The organism is Corynebacterium kalinowskii (genome assembly GCF_009734385.1).
Classification (GTDB): Bacteria; Actinomycetota; Actinomycetes; order Mycobacteriales; family Mycobacteriaceae; genus Corynebacterium; species Corynebacterium kalinowskii.
The window spans coordinates 765,438-786,991 of sequence record NZ_CP046452.1 but is presented as its reverse complement, the minus strand read 5'-3'; the positions used below and the strand labels follow the sequence as shown (position 1 = coordinate 786,991).

Sequence of the window (21,554 nt, the reverse complement as noted above, 5' to 3'; positions counted from 1 at the left end):
TCCTTCAAGAAAGTGTTTGTGCGTTAAGACGAGAACGTCTTCCCCAACGGACTCGCGCAACAACTTGAAGCAACACCCGCATTGTTGCGCACCACACTTCACACCGGCAACCCTCAAGCTAGGGTTGACTCCCCCATTTATTGAAGCTTTAGTTCAGGGTTAACCAGAGCTTTTCGTTAAACTCCGACCACAACGGCTTGGCCCAATCACCGAACAGACGGTTGGTCAGCACCACACATGCTTGGCCGGTCACAGGGTGTGCCCACAGGAAAGTTCCTGCTTGACCGAAGTGTCCGACTAGGTCCTCCGGCATCGAAGGCCCAGTCCAGTGTGGAGATTTCTTCCCCTTGATTTCAAAACCGAGTCCCCACGGGCAAGGTACCTGTCGGCCATAGCCCGGCACGATGCCCGCTAGGTCCGGGTAATGAACACTGCAGGCGTCGTGAAGCGTCGTGGCGCTAATGAGGCGCGGTTCGAGGAGCTCGGCTGCGAATTTCTGCAGGTCTCGCACCGTAGAGCGCGCGCCGTGGCCCGCCCACTCGTGAAACTCCGTCGCGTCCATGCCGAGCGGTTCAAACACTGCCTCGCGCAGGTAGTCAGGAAATGGGATGCCTGCGAGCTTTTCGACGCCATCGGCAAGGATTTCAAATCCCGATGAAGAGTAGATTCGCCGATCCTCCGGGGCGCGCTCGGACTCGCGGGTCGCAAACCCAACGCCCGATGCATGGGCCAGGAGGTGTTCCACGGTGGCAGGCCCCATGGGGGTGTCGAGCTCAAAGACGCCTTCTTCCAGCGCGACCAGGAAGCCATAGGCGCTGAGCAGCTTGGTGACGCTGGCGAGCTCGTACACACGATCAATGTCACCGAAAGTCTCGTTGGACACGCCAACAAGGCCGGCAGAAACGTTGTCTACCGGCCACTGTTCCAAATCCGAAAGAAAACTCATGGTTTCCAGCTTAGAGGGTTAGCGAGCTGTCGCTGCCGAATCCTCGAACACTGCCCGCTCCCAGATGCCCTCACGCTTGGATACGATCAGAGGCACCAGCGCCTGACCAGTGACGTTGACTGCCGTGCGTCCCATGTCAATGATCGGATCCACTGCGAGCAGCAGGCCAACACCCTCCAGTGGCAGACCCAAGGTCGACAGCGTCAACGTGAGCATCACCGTGGCACCCGTAGTACCGGCAGTAGCAGCAGAGCCAATCACCGATACGAAAGCGATGAGGAGATAGTCCGTGGCGTGCAGCGGGATCCCGTAGAACTGGGACACAAAGATCGCAGCGATCGCCGGGTAGATCGAGGCGCAACCATCCATCTTTGTCGTGGCGCCGAGTGGCACGGCAAAGGAAGCATAAGCGCGTGGGACGCCGAGGGCCTGTTCAGTGACGCGTTGCGTGACCGGCATGACACCCATCGATGAGCGAGTAACGAAGCCAAGCGAGGTCACAGGCCAAACCTTGCGGAAGAACTGAACGATATTTATGCCGTGTGCCTTGAGAATAACCGGGTAGATCACGCCGATGACCAGCACGAGACCCAAGTAGATGGCGAAGACGAACTTGCCTAGAGATCCGATCGCATCCCAACCGTAAACCGCCACTGCCTTGCCGATCAGCGCTGCGGTACCAATCGGTGCCAGGCGAATGATCCACCACAGCACCTTCTGCACGATCTCCAGCACGCTTGCGGCTAGTTCCAACGCAGGTTCTGCCTTCTTCCCCACCTGAATAGCAGCGATGCCGAATACAATGGAGATCAGCAGCAGCTGCAGCACGTTGAAGTTGACGCTCGCAGCGCCACTCTCCTTCACCGTAACCCCCAAACCCATGATGTTGTTCGGGACCAAACCTTGCACGAACGCCCACCAAGAGCCCACAGTGCTCGGAGCCTTAGCTGCGGAGGCGTCCACCGTAGAACCCTGACCTGGGTTCACCAGTAGGCCGACGCCGATACCCGCTACAACGGAAGCGAACGCGGTGATCGCAAACCACAGGATGGTGCGCCACGCCAAGCGCGCCGCATTGGTCACCTGACGCAGGTTGGCGATCGAAGTTACTACAGCGGTAACGATGAGGGGCGGAATAAGGACCTTCAGCAGGCTGACATAAGCACTACCGACCTCAGTGAGAGCTGTAGTGAGCCAATTGCCTTCGCTCATGCCACGCGCAACGAACCCCAGCCCCAAGCCGATGACCAGGCCGTAACCGATCTGTGCCCCAAAACTTGTCCAGCGATTTTTAGCCATTGTAGACCTATCTGTCTATATTCTGTTTATTGAACGGAATTGAAGAATACGCAGGTCTACACTGTTTGACAAATCTCTCAATATACCACTTAGTCTATTATTGATGGGTAAAGAAAAAGTCCAGGCATTCCTACCTGGACTTTTCCGCCGCGTGGGGCCAGCGGGGCCCCATAGAAATTAACTCCGATGCTGGTAGTAGCGTTTTTGTTACTGTCTTCACATTTGATACGCAATTACAACGCAAAAACATACCAAAATGCCCCCGCGTCGGTGACTGCGAGGGCGAACTATGCCACCATTTTACCGCACAATCTGAAAACATGCGTTGACCTGCGGTTTTACAATTCGCCGGCAATGTTTGCCCAGCTCAGAGCCTGTTTTTAGGCAAAACCGTGAAAACCGAGCCTTTCTAAGGCGTTGAAGATCCTCAGGCAACCTACTAGACCCCTCCGAGCTGTTAGGCGCTTAGCCGATGCGCTGACCTACGCGCGTCGTACATACAGGATCACGATAGCTTCTTTTCCATCTTTCCAAAGTGGTAATAGACATCACTTTGTAGCGAATTGATTAGTTTTCTAGTTCTTCGGATGTAACAATTAGGTAACCTCGTGATGGATCAACAACGAAAGGGGAGCAAAATGATTTGCCCAAAGTGTGGAAGTGAAAACGTCAATATCGAACTTGTCCAAACGGGCGGACGCACCGCTCGCCACGGCACCGGCCTTGGTGGAAACTTCAATAATATGATGCGTGGAACAACGGCATTAATGACTTTCGGGACATCAAACCTGGTCTGGAAAAAGTCTCAGGGTACCCAGAAGGAAAAGATTAAGACCCAGAAGATGTGTCTCTGTCAGGGCTGTGGCAACACCTGGAAGATTAAGTAGTATTTCGAGCTCCGACCAAACATTTGCACATTGCCCCAGTGGCACGATTTTCGGCCAGTGCCCTGGGGCATGCATGACGTAAATTAAGCGTTGGTTAACCGGGTTAATGTTCGATTAACTATACTTAAGCCCGTTTTCCTCAACTGTCGCACGCGAAAAAGTGCAGCACCGAAGGACTGCGCGCGTGGGGGTGGGTAGGTGTCCCCCCCAGGGGTGCCAGAGACCGGGGGTCATGCACGGAGCTACCTGAGTCCGTCAATATAGGCAAGCACCTTTTCAGGTATCTGCACATTAAAGTCCGCATGTCCAGTTGAAACCACGAGTGAGAGTTGACGCGCGTTGACATTGCAGCGTTTCAAAGTTTCAATTAGCACTTCATCTTTCAGCAAGTAGGTCACTCGTTCACCAGGTGCCAGTGATTGCGGAAGCTCACAACCATACATAAATGAACTGGAATCAAAGTGAATGAACTTCTTAATCCCAGCTTGTCGATAAGGAAACTTTAATACATTGATCGTAGTTGTGAGCCGTCCCGCATTTTCGATTATTACCCCAACAGCATCGACCGAGTCATTTCGATCTGAAATAAATCCGGCACTAAGTCTAACCTTTAGCCTTGCCCCGCTGTTGCGCCACGAAATGATATTCCAGAGCAACGACAGACCGGCGACCAACAGAGCAAAGATAGAGATCCATAGCGACCAGTTAGTCCCCTGCTCAACCGCTGGTTGCTGAACAGGAACGAAAACCGGACTCGGAGTCTGCGTCACGGTTAGGGTCTCCGTGACGGTCTGCGTCACCGTGGTTGCTGCTTGAGCGAGAGTTATCACTTCTTCATTATCTCACTTAAACCTAAACCCACACTAAAGCAGTTTGTTGGATAATTCCGTAACATCCGTAAGACACTTACGGAATTACGGAAGTGGCCACTTTTAAGGACATAACCCCAGGTAAAAGGGGGTAAATCCACATCCGTAACTATTACGGAAGTCAACACCGCTGACTTACGGAAGTCAACCCTTCCACATCCGCACATCCGTAATATTACGGAAGTGGTATAACCCCAGGTAGATATATATATATATTTACCCCCACTTCCGTAACTCCGTAAGACACTCCCCAGAGTTACGGATGTCGATTACGGAAGTGACCACATCACCTTACGGTTGTCGTAAGATTTCTCAAGATCAAGATCCCGCGATGCTTTCTCTATTGCGCTCTCAGAGAATTTGCCGTTAGAGACCTTTAGGATCTCCTTCTTGAGCGTTGCGTCGTGTTCCTTGAGATAGTCCCTCAGCCAACCCTTAGCCGTCTCCTTCTCCCCGCTGGAATGGAACTTATTGCGCTGCTGGATCTCATCGGCGGTGAACTCCGAGCGGGAGCCAAGGGCGAACACCATAGCCGTGCCGGTGTTGCCATCATCGGCGGTGAACCGTTTTCTACGAGATCGAAGTTATACGCGGGCATGAACTTACCCAGGTTGTTCTTCGCCTGCGAGAGCACCCACTGGCCGGTCTCCTTGTCGTGGGCGGGCACTGCAATGCCACACCTGATTCGTGCTGCATGGGTAGTAGGCGGGGAGTCCACGTGGATAGTTCTCAGGTCGTAGAGTTACTTCTCCTTCGGAGGTATCTTTGAGATCAACCAGTCTGGGTACTTCGCCTCCAACTGAGGCACTTCAAAGTTTCTTTCATTGATACTCCACACTCTCACCACATGATCGGGATTCACCCATTCAGTATCGCTGAAGAAACCATGGCTCATGAAACGAAGCTTGAACAGCTTGCCTTCTGCTTTGGCTTCCTGCATAGGCTCCAAGATCTTGTGATCCAAATCAAATCTCGTGCGGGTTCCGAGAGGGTAAACCGTACCGTCACTGAGCTGCATCATATAGAACGGGTCACTAAAAAAATGCCATATTGGCTCCTTAAATAACGGTGTTTAGCTTTCATTTAGCTATTGGAATAAGCACCGAATACTAGGTTGAGTTTCCACGCTAAGTCGCGTACTTAAAGGATAGTCCTTCGTCTCGATAGAGTTCCTCCGCTGATTGCGCATTACGAATTGCGTCCCTCACCGTTTGTTTGGTTAAGTCGATTCCTCGGATATCCCCCTGCCCCAGATCCGTTAATGCTTCGACACGCCACCACGCTCCCGGGTCAATCTCATAGAATCTGACCAATCCGTGCAGCTTCGGCAGCGCATCAGCCAAGTGGTGACTATGCGGATCCACGATGCTCGCCCGGACTGCACCGCCCACCTCAGAAAAGAATAGGAAATCCGGATGCAAACTCGACCAATCGCCAACCGCATTACGGTAACCGATCGTAAACGATCCAGCACCTGATGAACGGTTCCGCAGCCACGCTACGCTCTCCTGCCGAGCCATTTCAGTTTCAACCACGGTGTTTTCCAAGTCGTTCAGAATTGCTGGATACAAATTGCGCTCATCGACGAGCACATGCCCCTCAAACAGCGGAATTGCAACTGGCTCCCCGACCGTTTTGCCGAAAGAATCAACCTGCGACATCATAGTTTCAGCCTGAGCATTGGCAGGCTTGCGCAGCACCATTCGCGTTGGCACATCAGTCTTTTCGAAAATCTCCTCATACTTGGCAAGTCGAGTCTCCGGGAGAATCTTCATTTCCACCCGGAACTGTTCCTGCCACTGATGAATAATCTCCGTAGCCTTACCCAATACCGCATCCCGAGTTTTCTCTACTCGAGCAAGAGCCGCGATACGCACCTGCGCTTCCTGGAATACCTCCACTAGATCACGACCACTGGCATCCTGCTGTTTTCGATAGCTGACGTACTTAGTGACTAACTCAGGGCTAAATGTCCGACCAGCCTTCTTTGCTGCCTCCCGAACGACGTTCGCATCGGCGCGATATGTGACCTCCTCGCCATGCTCTGCTGAGCGAACCTTCGTTTTCGAGTTTTCGTTCGCGATGCCTAGTCGGAATTGCAGATACTCAGCCTCCAAGTTCCAAATATCGTGCTCCACGTCCTTGACGAGATCTTCGTTATCCGCGTACTGATAATCCAAAGCTAGGCAGAGCGACTTGAAGGCTGTCTTTTTCGGATCTTCCACAATGCCATCGACGCCTAACTCATATGCCAGCTCTTGGAGGAGACGAATCGGATTCGAGGTGCCCTTCGGCACCGCATCAGTCGGCAAGGACTCAAAACACTCCCACACCCGATCGGCCACTTCACCTTCGATGGGATGGAGATCAACGGGGTTAATGAGCACCCTTCGCAGTTTCTCTGTTGTGGGATCGGATTCATCAAACGAGGTTCCACCATAAGCAACCTTGTTCGCCACCGCCACCGCGTTTGACCGGTCGAAGTACGGCAAGATACACAACGTCGAATTCAAAAAATCATTGCCGTCAATGCTCCGAGCCAAGGGCGTGCGCAGCATACGACCCAACAACTGCGTGATGTGCACCAAATCCTTAGCTGGCCTAAACGAGACCATCACTTCAGCACGTGGACAATCCCAACCCGTGGAAATCGCTTCCTTAGCAAAAACAACACGGATCTCGCGGGTGTCTTGGATACGCTCCGGCTCCACATAGTCAACGAGCACGCCCAAGGCAGGAATCGACCTCTTGTCACCCAACACATGAGCAAATGCACCCACCCCCAGCGCAGGCCAGGTATCCATAATAATGCTCATATACTGCTCAATCTGCAGATCAGTAACCTTGTTGGGCACCTGCACCACCATCAACGGGTCAACCGGCTTTTCATCCGGTTGGGACGCCACATAGCCACCCCAAGCATGATCAAACTGCATCAGCGACTTCGTACCCGAGCGCAGCAAGATTTCTTCGTAAACACCGTCTTCAGTCGGGATATGCAACGTAATGGTGTCCTTGACAAGACCCGATGCCTGCACCTTGTACGGATCCACCTCCACCGAGACAGCCACTCGCCCCGGAGACTGTGCAATAACGTCGTTAAATCGCTTGATAGTTGCAGAGATACCCAAAACAATCGGCATCGCGGGAGTTGCCTCCGCCAACGCGGTAGCAGGCGCACCCTTCATGAGGGTTTGCACGATAGTCGAACGTTCCTCCGAAGCCTTCTTCGTACTACTCATGCCACGGTGAGCCTCATCAATAATCAAATACACGGTCGTATCCGGGTCATCGATCGTGTTTCCGATCACCCGCCACAAATCCACCTCGCCGGAATCCGGTGCGGGCATCGAACCGAGCATCTGCTGTTGCGGATCAGCCACACGGTAGCGTTGCCGGGCAAGAGTCGAATTCTTACCGAGTTTCTGGACATTAAGGAAATACACTCTACCGCGTCGCAGCTTTGGTTCTCTAAAGCTGGTGGTGATGTTCTCCGTGAGTGCATCAAGTTCGCTAGAGGCTTGCATAATGCGCCATCGAGACTGCTCGTTCAGATCCTCCGAGTCGGAAACCCAGAGGAACACTGCGGAAGGGTCGGCTGGCTCATCGCCGGTACCTTTTAGGATTGCTTCGATCACGCTGGCTGCGATGACCGTTTTACCAGCACCCGTGATAGCTGCAAGTCCTACAGCGCCGACAGTGCCGTTCCTCCGATAGTTATCTGCAAAATCACTCAAGTGCTTAACGAGCTTTGTGGAGGCGTCTGCTTGGTAGTCCTTCAGGATGTAGCGCATTACTGGATCGCCCCCGCAGTGTTGATCTCGAAGTTGGACAAATATGACTCGTACAGTCGCACGGACTGCACACCGGATGGTAGGTCACGGCTGATGCGCTCGAAAGCTTGCGTGTCATCGGTGACGATGTACACCAGTTTTGCCACCGGAGTACCCGCAAGTGCGTCAATCAATTGTTTAGCCGTATCGGTGTCGAACACGATGCCGTAGGTGTCAGCTATTGCCCACCCAGCATCCGAAACCTGGCTAATGACAGGGCCGGTTTGCCCTGACTTCAGCCACAATAAGGGTGCGATTCTCTCGAAAGCTTCACCGTAGTGCACCATCGTCGGCTGCTCATATGTCATGGTGTAATACACCGCGTTAGCCTCAAAACCTTCGCTCATAGGAAACTCGTCCGTGAACTTGTAGTCACCCTTAATTGGATCACCGTCCGGAGTGCGTCCAGTGATCGCCGCTGTAACGCGAGGTTTAGTGACATAGTCGCAAATTCCGCATTCTTCCCATTCAGGATCTCCTGGTCGATAGCCAAGCGCTCGCAACTTCTCTTGTTCATCTGCACTGACCTCATTGTTTGTAATCATGATGGTCCTTCGACGGCCCCCATCTTGTTTATTTAGTCGCATTACTGCATGCGCGGTCGTCCCTGAGCCAGAAAAGAAGTCAAGCACAGTTGCATTGGGTTTGCTCTTGATAAAAAAGCGAAGCGCGTCCTCGACGGCATATAGTGACTTGGGATATGGAAAAGACCGCCTTGGCAGAGTCTCTTTCACAATTTCAGTTCCATATCGTTGAGCATCATGACTCTTAAAATTCCAATGAGTCGTGGGCATTTTGTCTTTTCCAGTCGGGTAATAAGCTATAACGCTCCCATTCTCGGCTCGACCCGAGATGATAGCTTTTCCGATTGCGAGATCTCGAACAATTCCTCCAGTGAGATAAGAGATGACATATCGTTGAGGTTCCTTTGGTTTTCGCTTTCCAGCTCGAAGGTGTCCTTCGGCCAGTCTCACTCGCGCTACGTCAGGTGTAATCCCCCAGTTCATTTCAGTGCCATCTGGACGAATTGGAAACACTGCTGTGCACCCTTCGACCTGAGGTGCGTTAGAAATATCCATATCCTCAGGAAGTGGCTCTCCGATACAGGCGATATTGCCCGAATCGTCGTTTACATAGATTGGATAAAACTGGTTTGGCCCGCATGCACCCTTGCCTTTCTTACCGCGAGCACCAGCTAAGCTTGAGCGCCGTAGGGTATCCCATACCACAGGAACATTCTCGACTTCTCGCTCCATGGGCAGCAACTTTGAATTCCCGAGTTGCACAAAATAAAGATATTCATCAGTTCTAGAGAAGTCAGCGGCTCGACCCGCCCCAGCTGGGTTAATTACTGTCGACACCATTTGAATGCGAGCTCCGGAGAAAAGCTGTTCTAGCAATAGACCAAGTCTCAAGAATTCTTTTTCGTCTATTGAACAAATCAAAACAGAATCTTCCGGATTTAACAGTTCTTTTGCCAAAAGCAGACGTTTTTCCATCATAGATAGCCATTTTGAATGCCTGTACTGGTCTTCGGCTTCCACGTAATCGTTGTTATATTTCCAATCTTTCGCGCCGGTATTATACGGAGGATCAATATAGACCGCGTCAATGGCATGACGATGTGAAAACGTGAGCATCTGCAATGCGTGGAAATTCTCAGCGTTAATAACCGCATGATATGGGTCCGAAACACTTCCATTTTCCACACGACCAGTTTCTACAAGCCCAGGGAAAATCGGGTCACGAAATTCCGCTACCGCGACGAGATCGTCGATAGCTTCACTGCGGGTTTCTGGCTCTCGGCCGAGCAGTTCTGTACTCCAGTCGCGACCGTTCGGCAAGACCTCTCCAAGTTCGGCAACTCCGGAGTCAATCGAAACTACTTGCCACAGCCTCTTGTCTGCTAAAGGAGTAACACTTCCACGCGGGGAGAGAATGTGCACTTTGGAACCGACCCGCACTTTTAGCGAAGGCAGCTCAACCGACTCTGGCTGATGACGTTCGAAAACGAGGCCGAAATTGCGCCGGTCCGCGAGATGTGCGATTTCCTTCTTGAGGTCTTGCCCCAGCTGCGGGTGCATTGTCGAAATCTGGGCGATTACCTCGTTTAGCCTGGACAAATACTTGCTCCGTCTGTGATTTATTAGCGTTTCATCCATTATGCGTTATCCAGACTTTGGAACAGGCACCGCATCGCCGGGATCAGCTCAGCGCTGCAACAACCTTCTGATGAGTTTGCCGAGCATTTGACGATTCAGCGAAGGCGCGTCTCAGGTTACCCAGTCGATTGACCTGCACATCGCCACTCAGGTGCGCAATTCCGCACCATCTGGGATACCGCCACAAAAGAATTCGACTAGTAGTGCATAGATGAGGAGGCCCTCTAGCCACCACTGTCATCAGCGATATGAAACTTCGGATACCCCAGAAATCTGAATACCCCACCCAGGTCTGGATGGTTGCTCACACCGACTGATCGAAGATTTTCAGATACTCTTAAGTTGCGTTAAGCCATAGAAAAGAACCGATACTTTGGGAGCACCCACCATGCCTCGCTTGTTCATCATCAACGCACCTTCAGCGAAGAACTCATCCGAAGACCGACGTAAGCTCAAAGATGTTGAGTTCGCGCTCAAGAATTCAACCTGGGGATCCCGAGTGCCATACACGAATCCCAAGAATGATGTCCGCGAAAAAGACATCCTCCTTGTCGGGTTAGGGTATTTCAATCCGGCAGGATCGACGAGTCCACGACAAGATGACAGCGCTCATGTCACAGCTGGTTTCCAAAAGTTCTTGATGTGCCGAGTGACATCGGATCCTCGCCAATCGAAGGCACCATTGTGGCCTGATGAGGTAAGCCAGAATTCCATCAACTACGTTACTCAGCTACCGTTTGAATTAATTGCCGACGGTGGTCAGCTTATGAATGCAGACTTCTCCAGCGAGTATGTCAACGCTGTCAAGGTTTCCCGCAATAGTTCCCTTCCAACGCTCGTCAACCTCTCTGATGCGGAAGCTAATCACATCGCCTCCGTTGTTGGCACAGAGAGCTGGGAGCACTTGATCGGACATCAGAAAGACACACCAGATATCGATGCCCTTTTCCCGCCAGAAGATGAGGATGCGAACGAGGATGACATCGAAACCTCAGCTGGACGTGAATCAGACCCAAAGGTGCGCCGGGCAATTGAACTTCGAGCAGTCCTACTCGCCCGCCAGTATTACGAGTCTCAAGGATGGACTGTTCGTGAGGAGGGCAAACCGTTCGACCTTGAATGCACAAGGGACAACGACTCACCCCTCCTCGTTGAAGTGAAGGGCAAGCGAGCAACCTCGCCCGGCAAAATCATCGTCACGCGCAACGAAATCAAGAGTGCACGGGGGAATCGTCAGGATCTGTTCATTGTCACGGCAATCTCAATCGAACGATCCGACGCAGATATCGTCGCGTCGGGCGGGGTGTGCAACCTCTTCAGTAACTGGACGCCACGGGACGAGGATCTCGAAGCCACCACGTTCGACTACACAATCCCGTGGAATAGCGCAGTCGAAGTTGACATCAACGAGCCATCGTAAGGCGAGTTGGACATAACTGCCTTTCTCCTGCCGAGGAGGACATGAAGCGGACAGCAGATAGACACCCACTAATTGTCCACCTCACACCCAACTTGAGCTGCACTTATGCGCCAATAGACAAGAAGGACAGCAATTTAGAGAAACACTCTTTCCTCCAAACTCTCCCATGGAAGGGAACCTCTAATCCCCTTTCTCCAAGACTTTTCGAGAAAAAGGTTGTCTTGCTTGTCCATTGAATGATTTTCCCAGCTCAGGAGGGGCAAGGGGTGGACACTTAGCAATTGTCCGCACCCGCTACCGAGAGTTGGATAATCCCTGTTCCAATGGATTTTTGAGTGGACACCCCTTAAGTGTCCCTAGATGTCCGCTCCCGATAAGTACTCAAAATCTGCCTCCGTCAAGGCGACCTCATCCAGATATTTTTTCCATTCGGCGCGAGTAAAGCCAGGAAACATTTCGTCGTAGATCTGCTCATCAGCCTCGCGCGAACGAAGACCCCAGTACGCGCTTACTTTCTTCCCCTCAATGATTGGACGACGTTTGCCTCCGCCGAGATCTTTGACTGCCTCTTCAATCTCGCTAAGCGAAATCCCCTTCAGATCCTGGTTCAAAGTACGCAGCGCGTCCCTCACTAACGTCGTAGGAACAACATCATCCCGGTTTGAAGTAAAGACATACTCCTCGGTTAACGCAGAACGCAACGGATTAGATGTCGCCATGAACTCGTCGATCTTGCTGACAATGCCCCTCGGGTACTCCGACTCTCTAAACTGAACCTTTTGAGAATCGAGGTAGCCTTTACGCAGCCACCTCAACATAGCCGCGATATTGACAGGCTGCACCATCCATGACTGGCCATGCCATCTGCGACTAATCTTCTGCATTTCGTGTGCGACATCCACATCATCAGCCTCAAACGGGATCACCAACAGTCGATCTCGCAAAGCCTCATCCGCTCCTGTGATTGTTGGCGCGTGATTGGTCTGCATCACCAGCGTGGTCCCATGGTGGGTTTCCGCCTGCATATACTTGTCCGCACTAGTCACCGGATCGTTGCCAGCAATCTCCTTCAATGCGGAGGCGTCACCCACTGTTCGCGAGCTCAACTCAGAAATGAACCCAATGGTCGAGCGGATCACCTGCACCTTTTCAGTGTTGGTCACTTCGCGAGAAGAAATCGCCTCTAGCGAGCCTGTGGCGCCATAATCACCCAGCCAATTGAGGAAAGCGTTCGCCAGAGTGCCCTTACCTCTGCCCTTTGCACCCCACCACACCAACAGCACGCGCTTGGGATTGTCTTTATACAGCGCATACCCCATCGCCATTTGCAACCACTGACGATACTCAGGATTCGGAATAACTACCTCTATGAGGTGATCAAAGTCGCTTTCGACACCTTGATTCAGTTGCTTCACGCCTTCAGTAAGTTGCTCAAAGGAGAAGCCCAACTGATTAGTGAGGAAATCTTTGCTAGTCCGACGCCGGACGCGGAAAACACCATCGGCCATCTCTAAAACATGCGTATTACCACGCAACGCACGAACACCTGGCTCAGCGTTAAACTCCGAAAAGTCCATCTTTCTCGGAATCGCAGCCAATGCCATTTTCGCCAGCCTCGTGATGTTGGTCGCGTTACCCATATAGGACTGCAGCATGTGTGCCTTCTTCATCGCAGCCTCGTAGTATTTGGCAGCATCCTCATCGTCAATATCGGGCACCGGGAGAGTCGCAGCCCATTTGCCGACGAGTTCGGGCACGACATCGTTATATAAGTTTACGAGATCACCTTCGCCTACCACCACACCCGCCACTGGGTCGTAAATGGCTTCGTCTTTTTTCCCATCAGGTTTCCGGATAATGCGGATGACCAATTCTGGTTTTGTCAGAGCGAGTAACTGCGCTGCTTGAAGATCCATGCCGCGCGTGAACTGAACGATATCTCCAACTGCTGCGATCGAAGTCTCGGAGGCCACGTAGACGACCTCTGCTCCGGAAAGGGTCGAGGCGTCGAGCCCCTTAAGCAACGCTGTCTTCTCAAGATACGTCTTCCGCCCCTTCTCAATCTCTGAGCGAACCTTATTCACCTCTCCAGTGATGGCACGCTGAAATTCGCCTTCCGTGGCATTGTGCGACTTAGGACGGTTGAAGAACTCACTACGTAAGATCTCGAGAGCCTTATTTAGGCCTGACTCACCTTCAAACACTGCGAGACGAATAGCCCAACGAGTCACTGCCACCATAGCGTCATGGCTATTATTGCTCTCCCAGATCTCCGAGGAGAATTTCTTCGGTTCGTCGCCGGTTAGCTCCGAGGTGAAGATGTCTCCGAGATCTCCGTCAAATTCAGGGGCGGAAGCCGTCAGCCACTGCATCGCCTTGCTGGTGCCGTATGACTCACCAGATTGAAGCTCAGGGTCACTGGCAATACCAGCGACCAGGTAATCAAACAGGGCGGAAGGCAGAGCCTGCGCCTTATCCAGTGAGAAGGTGGTCTCTTCGTCGCTGGTGCCTTTGTAGCACTTGTATTCCTTGCCATCCACGACGGAGCCGGGCGCGATCCCATATCTGTGACCCTTCTGGATAACGTCAACGTCAGCGCCACAGGAACGCTGGAATTTCTGTCCTGCTGTCACGGTGAAGTAGTAGTGACCGGAAGGATTATCGGAGTCTCTGCGAGAGACACGAATGGTCGAGTTGAGTACTTGGTCAGCGTCGAGTTTTAGCTCCCCACACACCCGCTTGAAGCTCTCATAGCCTTGCTTGCCGTCGTACTGGTCGATGTCGAGGATCAGTATCTCTTGCTCAGTTTCGGGAATCTGTTGCACTCTCACGCCGGTATTGCTGCCAGCGGGCGCGTCCTCCCAAAACTCCTTGATCTGCTCGAGGGTCAGGTCAGGGATGTTGCCGGTCGCATTCTTCACGGGCGGGTACTTTCGGCCTGCTGGTAGTGGAAACAGTGCTAGACCATTCTTAAGATGGGTAGTGACATCGGTCTCATTCTGTGCTAAAGTAGAGCTCATAGGTTATAGAACCTTCTTTCTGTGATTGTGTTGCTTGATTGACCCCTTCGTTTTGTGAGGCCCCCGGATCGTGCCGGGGGTTTTCGCTTGCTCTGGCCATCTGTCAAGACACCTGCTGCCGCTCACAGATAGCGTCGTCCAGATCGAACAAGTACTTTGCTAACGACCCGTTGGGAAACTCGTCTTGTGGGCGGTCCTGCTCGAGCAAGTATTTTTCAAACGAGCTCTTATCGAAAACCGGCATCAGGCGCTCACCTGCTCTTCACTCTGAGCGTCGAGCCACTGCTGAATGTGCTCAGGCTGGAAACGAATTTCCCGACCAATGCGGGTGATCTGCGGGCAACGGTTTTGTGAAATCCACTTATAAACGGTCTTAGGTTTTACCTGTACATAATCGGCAAACTGGGCCACGTTCAGCGGTCGAACCAAGCTGTTCATTCTCTTACCCCTTTCTTATCTTATAGGAATTGATGACACCTACTCTACCACTTTACTACCCCACGTCAAGGGTTTTTCTTGCAGTGGCGCATTGTTGCTGGTAAAATGGGCAATACTGACAGACCAAGCGGTCTATACGCTAAGCAAACTGCCAGTATTCATTTGAACGTTCAAATGCTTCACACCTGAAGTGATGACGTGCATGACAATTCACGATCCGGCCATAAGACTTTTCTGACAAAAGACCAGAACACCCTCATGGCCGGTTTTTCGTGCCCAGCTACTCCGTCGAGCAGTTATCGCGCCGGGGTTGACCTCATGGGCCAACAAGAAAATTCAACGCTGCAAATGAGCTATCTCTGCACGGCATCCGCTGGCGGAGTGACCGTCACCCACGACGTACCGCCAAGTACAGAGCCGGTCCCATAACCCCAGCCCTGGGAGCGGAGATAACGCTCGCTGGCTGCAACCTCATGCATCCCAGGGCCCAGCTCAAACTTAAGCTCTCCGTTGGGCTGCACCTGGGCCTGGTCGAGATAGCGAGCGTTAGGCAGAATCCGCTTCAGGGCATCCAGCGGAGTCGCTGCTGGCTTTGCTGCTGGCTTGGGGGCCTGCACATCGAATGCGACTAGCCGACTACCGTAGGCGCTGCGATCAACAAGACCGCTTGTTACATCTTCGACACGAAAGCCCGCCTTAGCGAGGATCTTCATCTGTCGCTGTAGCTCATATCTGTCAGCCTGCGATGCATCCGGGCGGATCGTTACCCGCATTGCGGAGCCCTGCATGTCATGGTTATCGAACAGCTGAGACGGCACAACGTCCTGGGCACTCAGAGCATTCATAGCCTGGGCGTAAACGGTGGCCTGCTGTGGCTCTGGCTTTGCCGTCCAGCGATCCGGCATGTTATAGACACCTTGGACAATTTGCGTGCTGCCATTATCGAGCTGGCGGTAGGTGATCTTGAGTCCCAGCTCTCTTGCATAGTCGCGGACCTTGGATGCGACATGCAGCGGAAATTGGGTAATTTCCGGCTCCGCCTTGGCTGCTGCTGCCTTGATAGCGTCGAAATCCACGCGGACCTGTTGAGCTTCCATGTCAACCGTGAAATGCTGCTCCGCTAGGGCCTTGACCTCTTGGCTCTTCATCGCGTCGAGGATCATATTTTCGATCTGTGTTTTGGTGTAGCGCATGTTCTACTTCATCTCCCTAATTAGCGTGTACGTCTCATACTGGTCGTGCTGCGGAAAGATCTCCCAGCCCTTTTCTCGCAACCGCTCAAAGTCGCGATACGTCTTAATAACCTCTTCCGGGTCTTCACCGCCGAGCGAGATCTCCGCGAATCCGTGCATGTCGATAGCGTCATTCCAGAGCTTGGAGCGATCCTCCCCCAGCTCCGCGCGGATAGCCTGAACCTTGGGCCCCGCGACAAACTGCACATCTCCACTGCCGTCGTTCAAGGGCACGAAATATGTTCCGAAATTGGAAATTACTTCTTCGGTTCCGTTCATGAACGCCTGCACAGCAGAGAGTCTGTAACGCACTTGACCCTCCAACTTGACGTGAGCTGGGCCTTTGCCATCTTTTCGCCACGAATACAGCGTCTGCTCCGTGACGTTGAGCAGGTCCGATACTTGTTTACATGTCAACATTTTATTGACTGTTGTACTGGTCACTTCTTACCTCCTATGTGATGTGGATTACTTCCAGGTGTATCGTACCATACCCCCTATTGACAGGCATTGATTAGTAATGTATGGCCTAAGTTTTCCCAGTTCGGGAACGTGCAAGAAATGAGAAAATCGACGCCAAAGATAACGTTTTAATAACGTTCATTGGCGTCGATTATGGGGCGGTTTTCGCGCGATGGCATTACATGGCTGCACCCATCGGGTACATGGCGGACTCAATTTCTGAGATCTTGAGACGAATTGGGCCACGACAACGGCCACCAATTCGGTATGCGGGGATCTGTTTTTGGGCAATCATCCGCCGTAGCAATTTATCTGAGACGGCAAAATGTTTGGATGCATGTTGCAGGGTCACATACGGTTCATTGTCGGCATGAGAAAAGCCAGTGGACATAGTTCACTCCTTCAAGTGAGCCGTCCTACTGGCTTAAATATTTTGGTCTCGTTTGACCGGGAATCTATTGGGTTATGCCCTCAAGATAGACAGAGCTGTACAGAATGTCAAGGCTTGCCGAAAAGTTTGTCTAGCGCGTCCTGTGGAATCGGTTCAACGGCCATCGCTCCCGCGTGTTGCATGGCCTGGCTGCCAGGGTAGACAGATCTCACGTCTTCTTGGCTCAGGTTGACGTTTTTAGGGTCGCTGTCAGTCCATCGCAACAGCCCCTTAATGTGCCCACACGAGACAGCTACCGGAACTGTCGGGTCACTCTCTAGCTGCCAGGCGTGCCCGTCATGGAAGGCTAGAGCCGGGATATTGTCGCCGGGCGCGCCTTCCACTTCGAGGATCACCACAAAACCGACAACACACCCACGCTTGCAACGGTACGTTGTTCGGGCGATCTTTCGGAGTTGCTTCTTATCCAGGGTCATATGAGTTTGTCCAATGCCTTAGCTGCCTGCACTTCGTATTCCTCTTCCGCGCGTACATACTCCATCAACTGCTCCACGGTCTCATGACCCATGAGCTGCCTAGCGTCTTCAAAAGGAATACCGGCCTTCTTAACAAGCATCGTGCCATAGAAGCGCCTGCAATCGTGGGGCGTGATCTCAGGCCTACCCGCTGCTTCTTTCGCGGTTGCAAAACGGCTTCTGAACGTCGTGTCCATCATCTGTTTTCCGGTCTCAGTGGTGATTACTAGCGCATCTTCTTCCGGGCCCATGTACTGCTTTGCGTGCGCGCGCAATTCCTTAGCGATCTTCGGCGGTAGCGTAACCGACCTGTTACCCGCGTCGGTCTTCGGCGTATCAATCGTAATCATCACCTGTTTCTTAGTCGCTTCGTCTTTCACCCGCTGCGCATTGCGAGAGATGTTGACGACAACCGCCCCCCGCCCGTTTAGCCCTTCGATATCGCTTCGGCGTAGTTCCAAAAGCTCTCCTAATCGGAGTCCAGCCCAGAGCATGAGTTGAACCCCAATCTTCAATCGTGGGGAGATGTTGGCTGCCAACAGTTTTGCTTGCGCGTCGCTAATCCTCTTGCGCTTGCGTAGATCTGGCTTCGGCAACTTCGTAGCGCCGGGAATCTTTACCGGGCTTTCCGAGATGTACTTCTTCGTTTCGACGGCAAAGCGGAACGCGGTAGACAGTCGCTTGTACGCCTGCACATTCGTGTTCTTCTGGCTCTTCCATGCGGGCACCGATTGAACCTGAGACCACCAATCGCGGATTCTGTCTTTATCGACTTCAACCACGGGCACATTAGCGAGAGAGTCAAAGCCTGGGAACGAATCGCACAGCACCCGCGCTTGTAGCTTTCGGGCGTGACTCTGTTTAGTGGACTCTTTCAGGTCGGCTTCACTCAGCCATTCTTCGCAGAGTTGCCGAACCGTCACCTTCGAGTTTTCTTTCTCCCTGGCTTCGGCTTCGGGATCTACCCAAGTTCCGTTGTCGATCTTTCGACGGACATCTGAGAGCCAGCCTTCGGCATCAATGATGGCTCCGAAAGTGTTCGGGGCTTTGTACACGATCCCGTCATGCTGGTAGCTCGCGAGGAACCGCCCGCTTGCTTCGCGGATGCGTCCCCATGATCTACGGGTGCGAGCCTTCTTCCTAGCCATGTTGCAATCTCCTAATTGCGCTACGCAATTACAACGCAATAACGCACGCTATTTTTGGGAATTTTCGGGCAATACCGTCCAATGCTCATGTTAGTGTTTTCGCTGGTAGAAAGAAGAAAACCCCTACTCACCGGGGGTGGTGAGTAAGGGTGACTGTGGGGCCAGCGGGGCTCGAACCCGCGACCAATGGATTATGAGTCCACGGCTCTAACCGACTGAGCTATAGCCCCCAGCTCACATGAGTATATCCACCCGGGTTTGTGGCAGAAAAATCGACCCCAAAATATCCGTTTACCTGCCGATTTGATTTCAATCAAGGCCCGCCTATATAGTTAGTTCTCGTTGCGAGGGCACCGCCCAGAACAACATATTCCTCCATAGCTCAGTTGGCAGAGCATGCGACTGTTAATCGCAGGGTCACTGGTTCGAGCCCAGTTGGAGGAGCAATTAAACCCGCTGCATGCAGCGGGTTTTTTCGTTTTCCCCACCGTGTGATGGTCCGAAATGCCACGTTTATGGCACGCATTGCGGGTGAAGAAAGAATTGGTTTGCCCTGTTTGCGTAACCGCGCGTCGACTAGAGCTCTACACCCGCACTCCATCACGGCATAGGGGCTCTCACGCCAGCATGAATCCCACACCGATCGCGTTACTTGCCATGTGGACGAGTATCGGAGCAAGAATTGTGCCAGTACGCCGATACAGCATGGTCATAACCAGGCTGTAGACAACAAACCCGGGTGCATGCCACAGCTGCGAGGGATCGCCGTGAACAAGCCATCCCACTCCCACGTGTTGGAAAGCGAAGCAGAGCGCGGTACCCACGTGCCCCACCGCCACATGAATACCGGAGAGCAGCCGGAATATACCGAAGCGGTAGAGCATTTCCTCAACTACTGGGCCAATTACGACGACGGCAAAACCCATTGCGAAAGGATGGTCCAGAAGCTGACCGCGAATAGACTCAGTGTTGGAATTGGTCGCTGCCCCGACGCTATTCGTTACTTGAAACCACAGCACCTCGAATGCGAAAGACACGAAGAGTCCAAGCAGGATGAACCCCCATAGTTTCCAACCACCCGAGCGAAGCCGCGAGACTGAGTTTCGAACAATCGCGGCAAGCGCTACTACCGCCATCAGGTATAGCAGTGGCCCAGGTACCACCGGCAATCCCAGGCCGTCGAGTGTTTGCCCCGCCATGTAGCACAAGCCAGCGCAAGCACTGACAAGGATTAACAAGCTTTTCGCTGGCTCAATCTCTCGTGCTTCGGACATACTTCCATACTGCCACCACCAGAGCGATGACCAATGCCCCCAAGAGCAGCGGAAGCTCGTTGCCAGCCATGAGTCCGTGCGCCCACTGCTGCGCCTCCAACTGCTTATCGACGGACATCAGCGCTGGCATACCTGTCAGCCCCTCCGTCTTGATGAACAGCAAGCCAATGAGGATGAAAAAGACTCCAGAGGCCATGGAGATCGTATTCAACGTCAGCCCCAAGAACTTCACGTCGCGGCCGCGGAGCCAACGGGCGTCGCCAAGCTGGCGCGAATCCCACGCCCAGGCGAGGAAAAACAGCGGCACCGTCATGCCCAACGCATACATTGCCATGATCAGGCCGCCGTAAAGAGAACTGGTGGAGAGCATTGCCGTGGTGAGTACAGCGCCGAGAAGCGGTCCAGCGCAGAATCCCGCGAATCCGTAGACGGCGCCGAGCGCGAACACCGCTAGCCACGAAGTGCCACGTACTCGATTATTCAGGCGTGACAGGAGTGGAATGTTGAAGCCACGGCCAAAGAAGGAAATCAGACCGAACAACACCATCGCCAGGCCACCGACCAGGATGAGGGTCGAGCGGTGGGACATCAACAGCTGTCCGAACCAGCCGACTCCGATTCCCAACGGAACCATCACCGCGCTCAGTCCGAGGAAGAAGGCAAGGGTGCGCGCAACGAGCTGCCGCTTGGAGCTGAACGCATAGGCAAAGAACGCCGGTAGCAACAATGCGGAACATGGACTGAGTAGCGAAAACACACCAGCTATGAACGCGCCGAACACTCCTACCGAAACCATGCATCTCACCATAGATCAAGTCACCCAGGTACAGTAGGTAACCACCAGTCCGCGATAACCGAAGGTGCTCGAAACACACATGATCCAGTTGATTGTTGGTGCAGCAGCCGGCTACGTCCTCGGAACCAAGGCAGGGCGTCGCCGCTTTGAACAGATCAAGAAGGGGTATGAGTTCGCAGTGAACTCCCCCGCCTCACAGGCAGCTATGACCGCCACCCGACGGGCGCTCGCTAACAAGCTCGATCCCGAGCCACGCATGAAGGAAGTTAAGAACCTGCGTCGCGAGGACGGCAGCAACGTCCTTGAGCCGGATCACGACTAATTATCGAAACGCCCGCGCTAGCAATTCCCGGCGAGCCTGCTCTAGCGCCAACAAGTCGGCGAACAGCGCGTTGTAGGCCTCTTCATCATCAGACGGTCGCATGCGCTGGAGCTGGCCCTTCAGCCGGGCAATTTGGTTGCCAACGCGGACTTCTTGTAGCCGAGACAAGACGCTGTCGGTGTATTTCTCCAGTTCCTCTTCTTCGCAGTTGATTTGCTCGACCGCCAGCTCGGACAGCAGCGATCGCCCCAGCAAATCGAGGTGTTCGGCGATGTTGGGCAGCCATTCGAAGCCCTGACTGGTGCCGGCAGCAGCGCCGCCGGTGGCCAGGATCGCTGCGTGTACCGCGCGGTAGGACTCCGCGGTGAAGCACTCGGTGGCGAGACCATCAAAGTAGTCACCGGCGAGCATCGGATACTGCAGCGCAAGTTTGAGAGTTTCCCGTTCAGGCCATAGGGATGGTTCCTTCGGATCCGGGAGGCCTGCCCGCGGGTCCGCAACTGGCTCGGCAGCGGCGCGGCCACGCGATGGCGACGCGGA

At 53.2% G+C, this 21,554-nt stretch carries 19 protein-coding genes, 2 tRNA genes and 1 pseudogene; 4 read left to right on the top strand and 18 right to left on the bottom strand.

All coding sequences use genetic code 11. The annotated features are described in order from the left end of the window. Positions 1-148: 148 nt before the first annotated feature. Positions 149-946: a serine hydrolase domain-containing protein gene (locus tag CKALI_RS03705; RefSeq protein WP_156192017.1), complete on the bottom strand. Its 798-nt coding sequence runs from the start codon at positions 944-946 to the stop codon at positions 149-151. Between the two features lie 18 nt (positions 947-964). Next, complete coding sequence (locus CKALI_RS03700) at positions 965-2,245, bottom strand: dicarboxylate/amino acid:cation symporter (protein ID WP_156192016.1); 1,281 nt, start codon at positions 2,243-2,245, stop codon at positions 965-967. 608 nt (positions 2,246-2,853) lie between these two features. On the opposite strand from CKALI_RS03700, the gene CKALI_RS03695 reads away from it, so the two are divergent. Continuing rightward, positions 2,854-3,132 carry a hypothetical protein gene (locus CKALI_RS03695; RefSeq protein WP_156192015.1) on the top strand — a complete coding sequence of 93 codons (279 nt, stop codon included), beginning with the start codon at positions 2,854-2,856 and terminating at the stop codon, positions 3,130-3,132. 242 nt (positions 3,133-3,374) lie between these two features. Here CKALI_RS03695 and CKALI_RS03690 read toward each other — a convergent pair whose 3' ends face one another. The 5 genes from CKALI_RS03690 to CKALI_RS03670 form a co-directional block, all read right to left on the bottom strand. Next, entirely contained in the window at positions 3,375-3,962 is a 588-nt protein-coding gene (locus CKALI_RS03690) for a cytochrome c-type biogenesis protein (protein WP_156192014.1), read from the bottom strand. 308 nt (positions 3,963-4,270) lie between these two features. Then, positions 4,271-4,531 (bottom strand): hypothetical protein, encoded by a 261-nt coding sequence (locus tag CKALI_RS03685; protein ID WP_156192013.1) that lies wholly within the window; start codon positions 4,529-4,531, stop codon positions 4,271-4,273. Positions 4,532-4,743: 212 nt separating this feature from the next. After that, positions 4,744-4,941, bottom strand: coding sequence for a hypothetical protein (locus tag CKALI_RS03680; protein WP_156192012.1), 198 nt, complete (start codon positions 4,939-4,941; stop codon positions 4,744-4,746). Positions 4,942-5,128: 187 nt separating this feature from the next. Then, positions 5,129-7,795: a DEAD/DEAH box helicase gene (locus tag CKALI_RS03675; RefSeq protein ID WP_156192011.1), complete on the bottom strand. Its 2,667-nt coding sequence runs from the start codon at positions 7,793-7,795 to the stop codon at positions 5,129-5,131. Beyond that, positions 7,795-9,918 carry a DNA methyltransferase gene (locus tag CKALI_RS03670; protein WP_231580524.1) on the bottom strand — a complete coding sequence of 708 codons (2,124 nt, stop codon included), beginning with the start codon at positions 9,916-9,918 and terminating at the stop codon, positions 7,795-7,797. The genes CKALI_RS03675 and CKALI_RS03670 overlap by 1 nt, the downstream gene beginning before the upstream one ends. Before the next feature lie 466 nt (positions 9,919-10,384). Here CKALI_RS03670 and CKALI_RS03665 point away from each other — a divergent pair, with 466 nt between their 5' ends. Continuing rightward, on the top strand, positions 10,385-11,416 hold the full coding sequence (locus CKALI_RS03665) for a protein NO VEIN domain-containing protein (protein WP_156192010.1): 1,032 nt from the start codon (positions 10,385-10,387) through the stop codon (positions 11,414-11,416). Between the two features lie 356 nt (positions 11,417-11,772). On the opposite strand, the gene CKALI_RS03660 is transcribed toward CKALI_RS03665, so the two are convergent. From CKALI_RS03660 to CKALI_RS03625, 8 genes are all read right to left on the bottom strand, one after another. After that, positions 11,773-14,436 carry a bifunctional DNA primase/polymerase gene (locus tag CKALI_RS03660; protein ID WP_156192009.1) on the bottom strand — a complete coding sequence of 888 codons (2,664 nt, stop codon included), beginning with the start codon at positions 14,434-14,436 and terminating at the stop codon, positions 11,773-11,775. Between the two features lie 243 nt (positions 14,437-14,679). Continuing rightward, positions 14,680-14,874 (bottom strand): helix-turn-helix domain-containing protein, encoded by a 195-nt coding sequence (locus CKALI_RS03655; protein ID WP_156192008.1) that lies wholly within the window; start codon positions 14,872-14,874, stop codon positions 14,680-14,682. 353 nt (positions 14,875-15,227) lie between these two features. Next, positions 15,228-16,067: a hypothetical protein gene (locus CKALI_RS03650; protein WP_156192007.1), complete on the bottom strand. Its 840-nt coding sequence runs from the start codon at positions 16,065-16,067 to the stop codon at positions 15,228-15,230. A gap of 3 nt (positions 16,068-16,070) precedes the next feature. Next, the gene (locus CKALI_RS03645) at positions 16,071-16,526 is read right to left on the bottom strand and encodes a helix-turn-helix transcriptional regulator (protein ID WP_156192006.1); all 456 of its coding nucleotides are present in this window, start codon (positions 16,524-16,526) and stop codon (positions 16,071-16,073) included. Positions 16,527-16,746: 220 nt separating this feature from the next. Next, positions 16,747-16,959, bottom strand: a complete 213-nt coding sequence (locus CKALI_RS03640) for a helix-turn-helix domain-containing protein (protein ID WP_156192005.1) — start codon at positions 16,957-16,959, stop codon at positions 16,747-16,749. Positions 16,960-17,066: 107 nt separating this feature from the next. Beyond that, positions 17,067-17,435 (bottom strand): hypothetical protein, encoded by a 369-nt coding sequence (locus CKALI_RS03635; protein WP_156192004.1) that lies wholly within the window; start codon positions 17,433-17,435, stop codon positions 17,067-17,069. Further along, positions 17,432-18,622 (bottom strand): tyrosine-type recombinase/integrase, encoded by a 1,191-nt coding sequence (locus CKALI_RS03630; RefSeq protein WP_156192003.1) that lies wholly within the window; start codon positions 18,620-18,622, stop codon positions 17,432-17,434. The genes CKALI_RS03635 and CKALI_RS03630 overlap by 4 nt, the downstream gene beginning before the upstream one ends. 156 nt (positions 18,623-18,778) lie before the next feature. Continuing rightward, positions 18,779-18,852, bottom strand: a tRNA-Ile gene (locus CKALI_RS03625). A 141-nt stretch (positions 18,853-18,993) separates the two neighbouring features. Here CKALI_RS03625 and CKALI_RS03620 point away from each other — a divergent pair. Further along, positions 18,994-19,066 (top strand) — tRNA-Asn (locus CKALI_RS03620). A gap of 173 nt (positions 19,067-19,239) precedes the next feature. On the opposite strand, the gene CKALI_RS03615 is transcribed toward CKALI_RS03620, so the two are convergent. Both CKALI_RS03615 and CKALI_RS03610 read right to left on the bottom strand, forming a co-directional pair. After that, the gene (locus CKALI_RS03615; protein WP_156192002.1) at positions 19,240-19,896 is read right to left on the bottom strand and encodes a CPBP family intramembrane glutamic endopeptidase; all 657 of its coding nucleotides are present in this window, start codon (positions 19,894-19,896) and stop codon (positions 19,240-19,242) included. Then, positions 19,874-20,692, bottom strand: a complete 819-nt coding sequence (locus CKALI_RS03610; RefSeq protein WP_156192001.1) for a cytochrome c biogenesis CcdA family protein — start codon at positions 20,690-20,692, stop codon at positions 19,874-19,876. The genes CKALI_RS03615 and CKALI_RS03610 overlap by 23 nt, the downstream gene beginning before the upstream one ends. Positions 20,693-20,771: 79 nt before the next feature. On the opposite strand from CKALI_RS03610, the gene CKALI_RS03605 reads away from it, so the two are divergent. Beyond that, on the top strand, positions 20,772-21,014 hold the full coding sequence (locus CKALI_RS03605; protein ID WP_156192000.1) for a hypothetical protein: 243 nt from the start codon (positions 20,772-20,774) through the stop codon (positions 21,012-21,014). Here the strand turns inward: CKALI_RS03605 and CKALI_RS12355 are convergent. Then, positions 21,015-21,494, bottom strand: a pseudogene (locus tag CKALI_RS12355) (DNA primase); the annotation flags it as partial. Between the last annotated feature and the right edge of the window lie 60 nt (positions 21,495-21,554).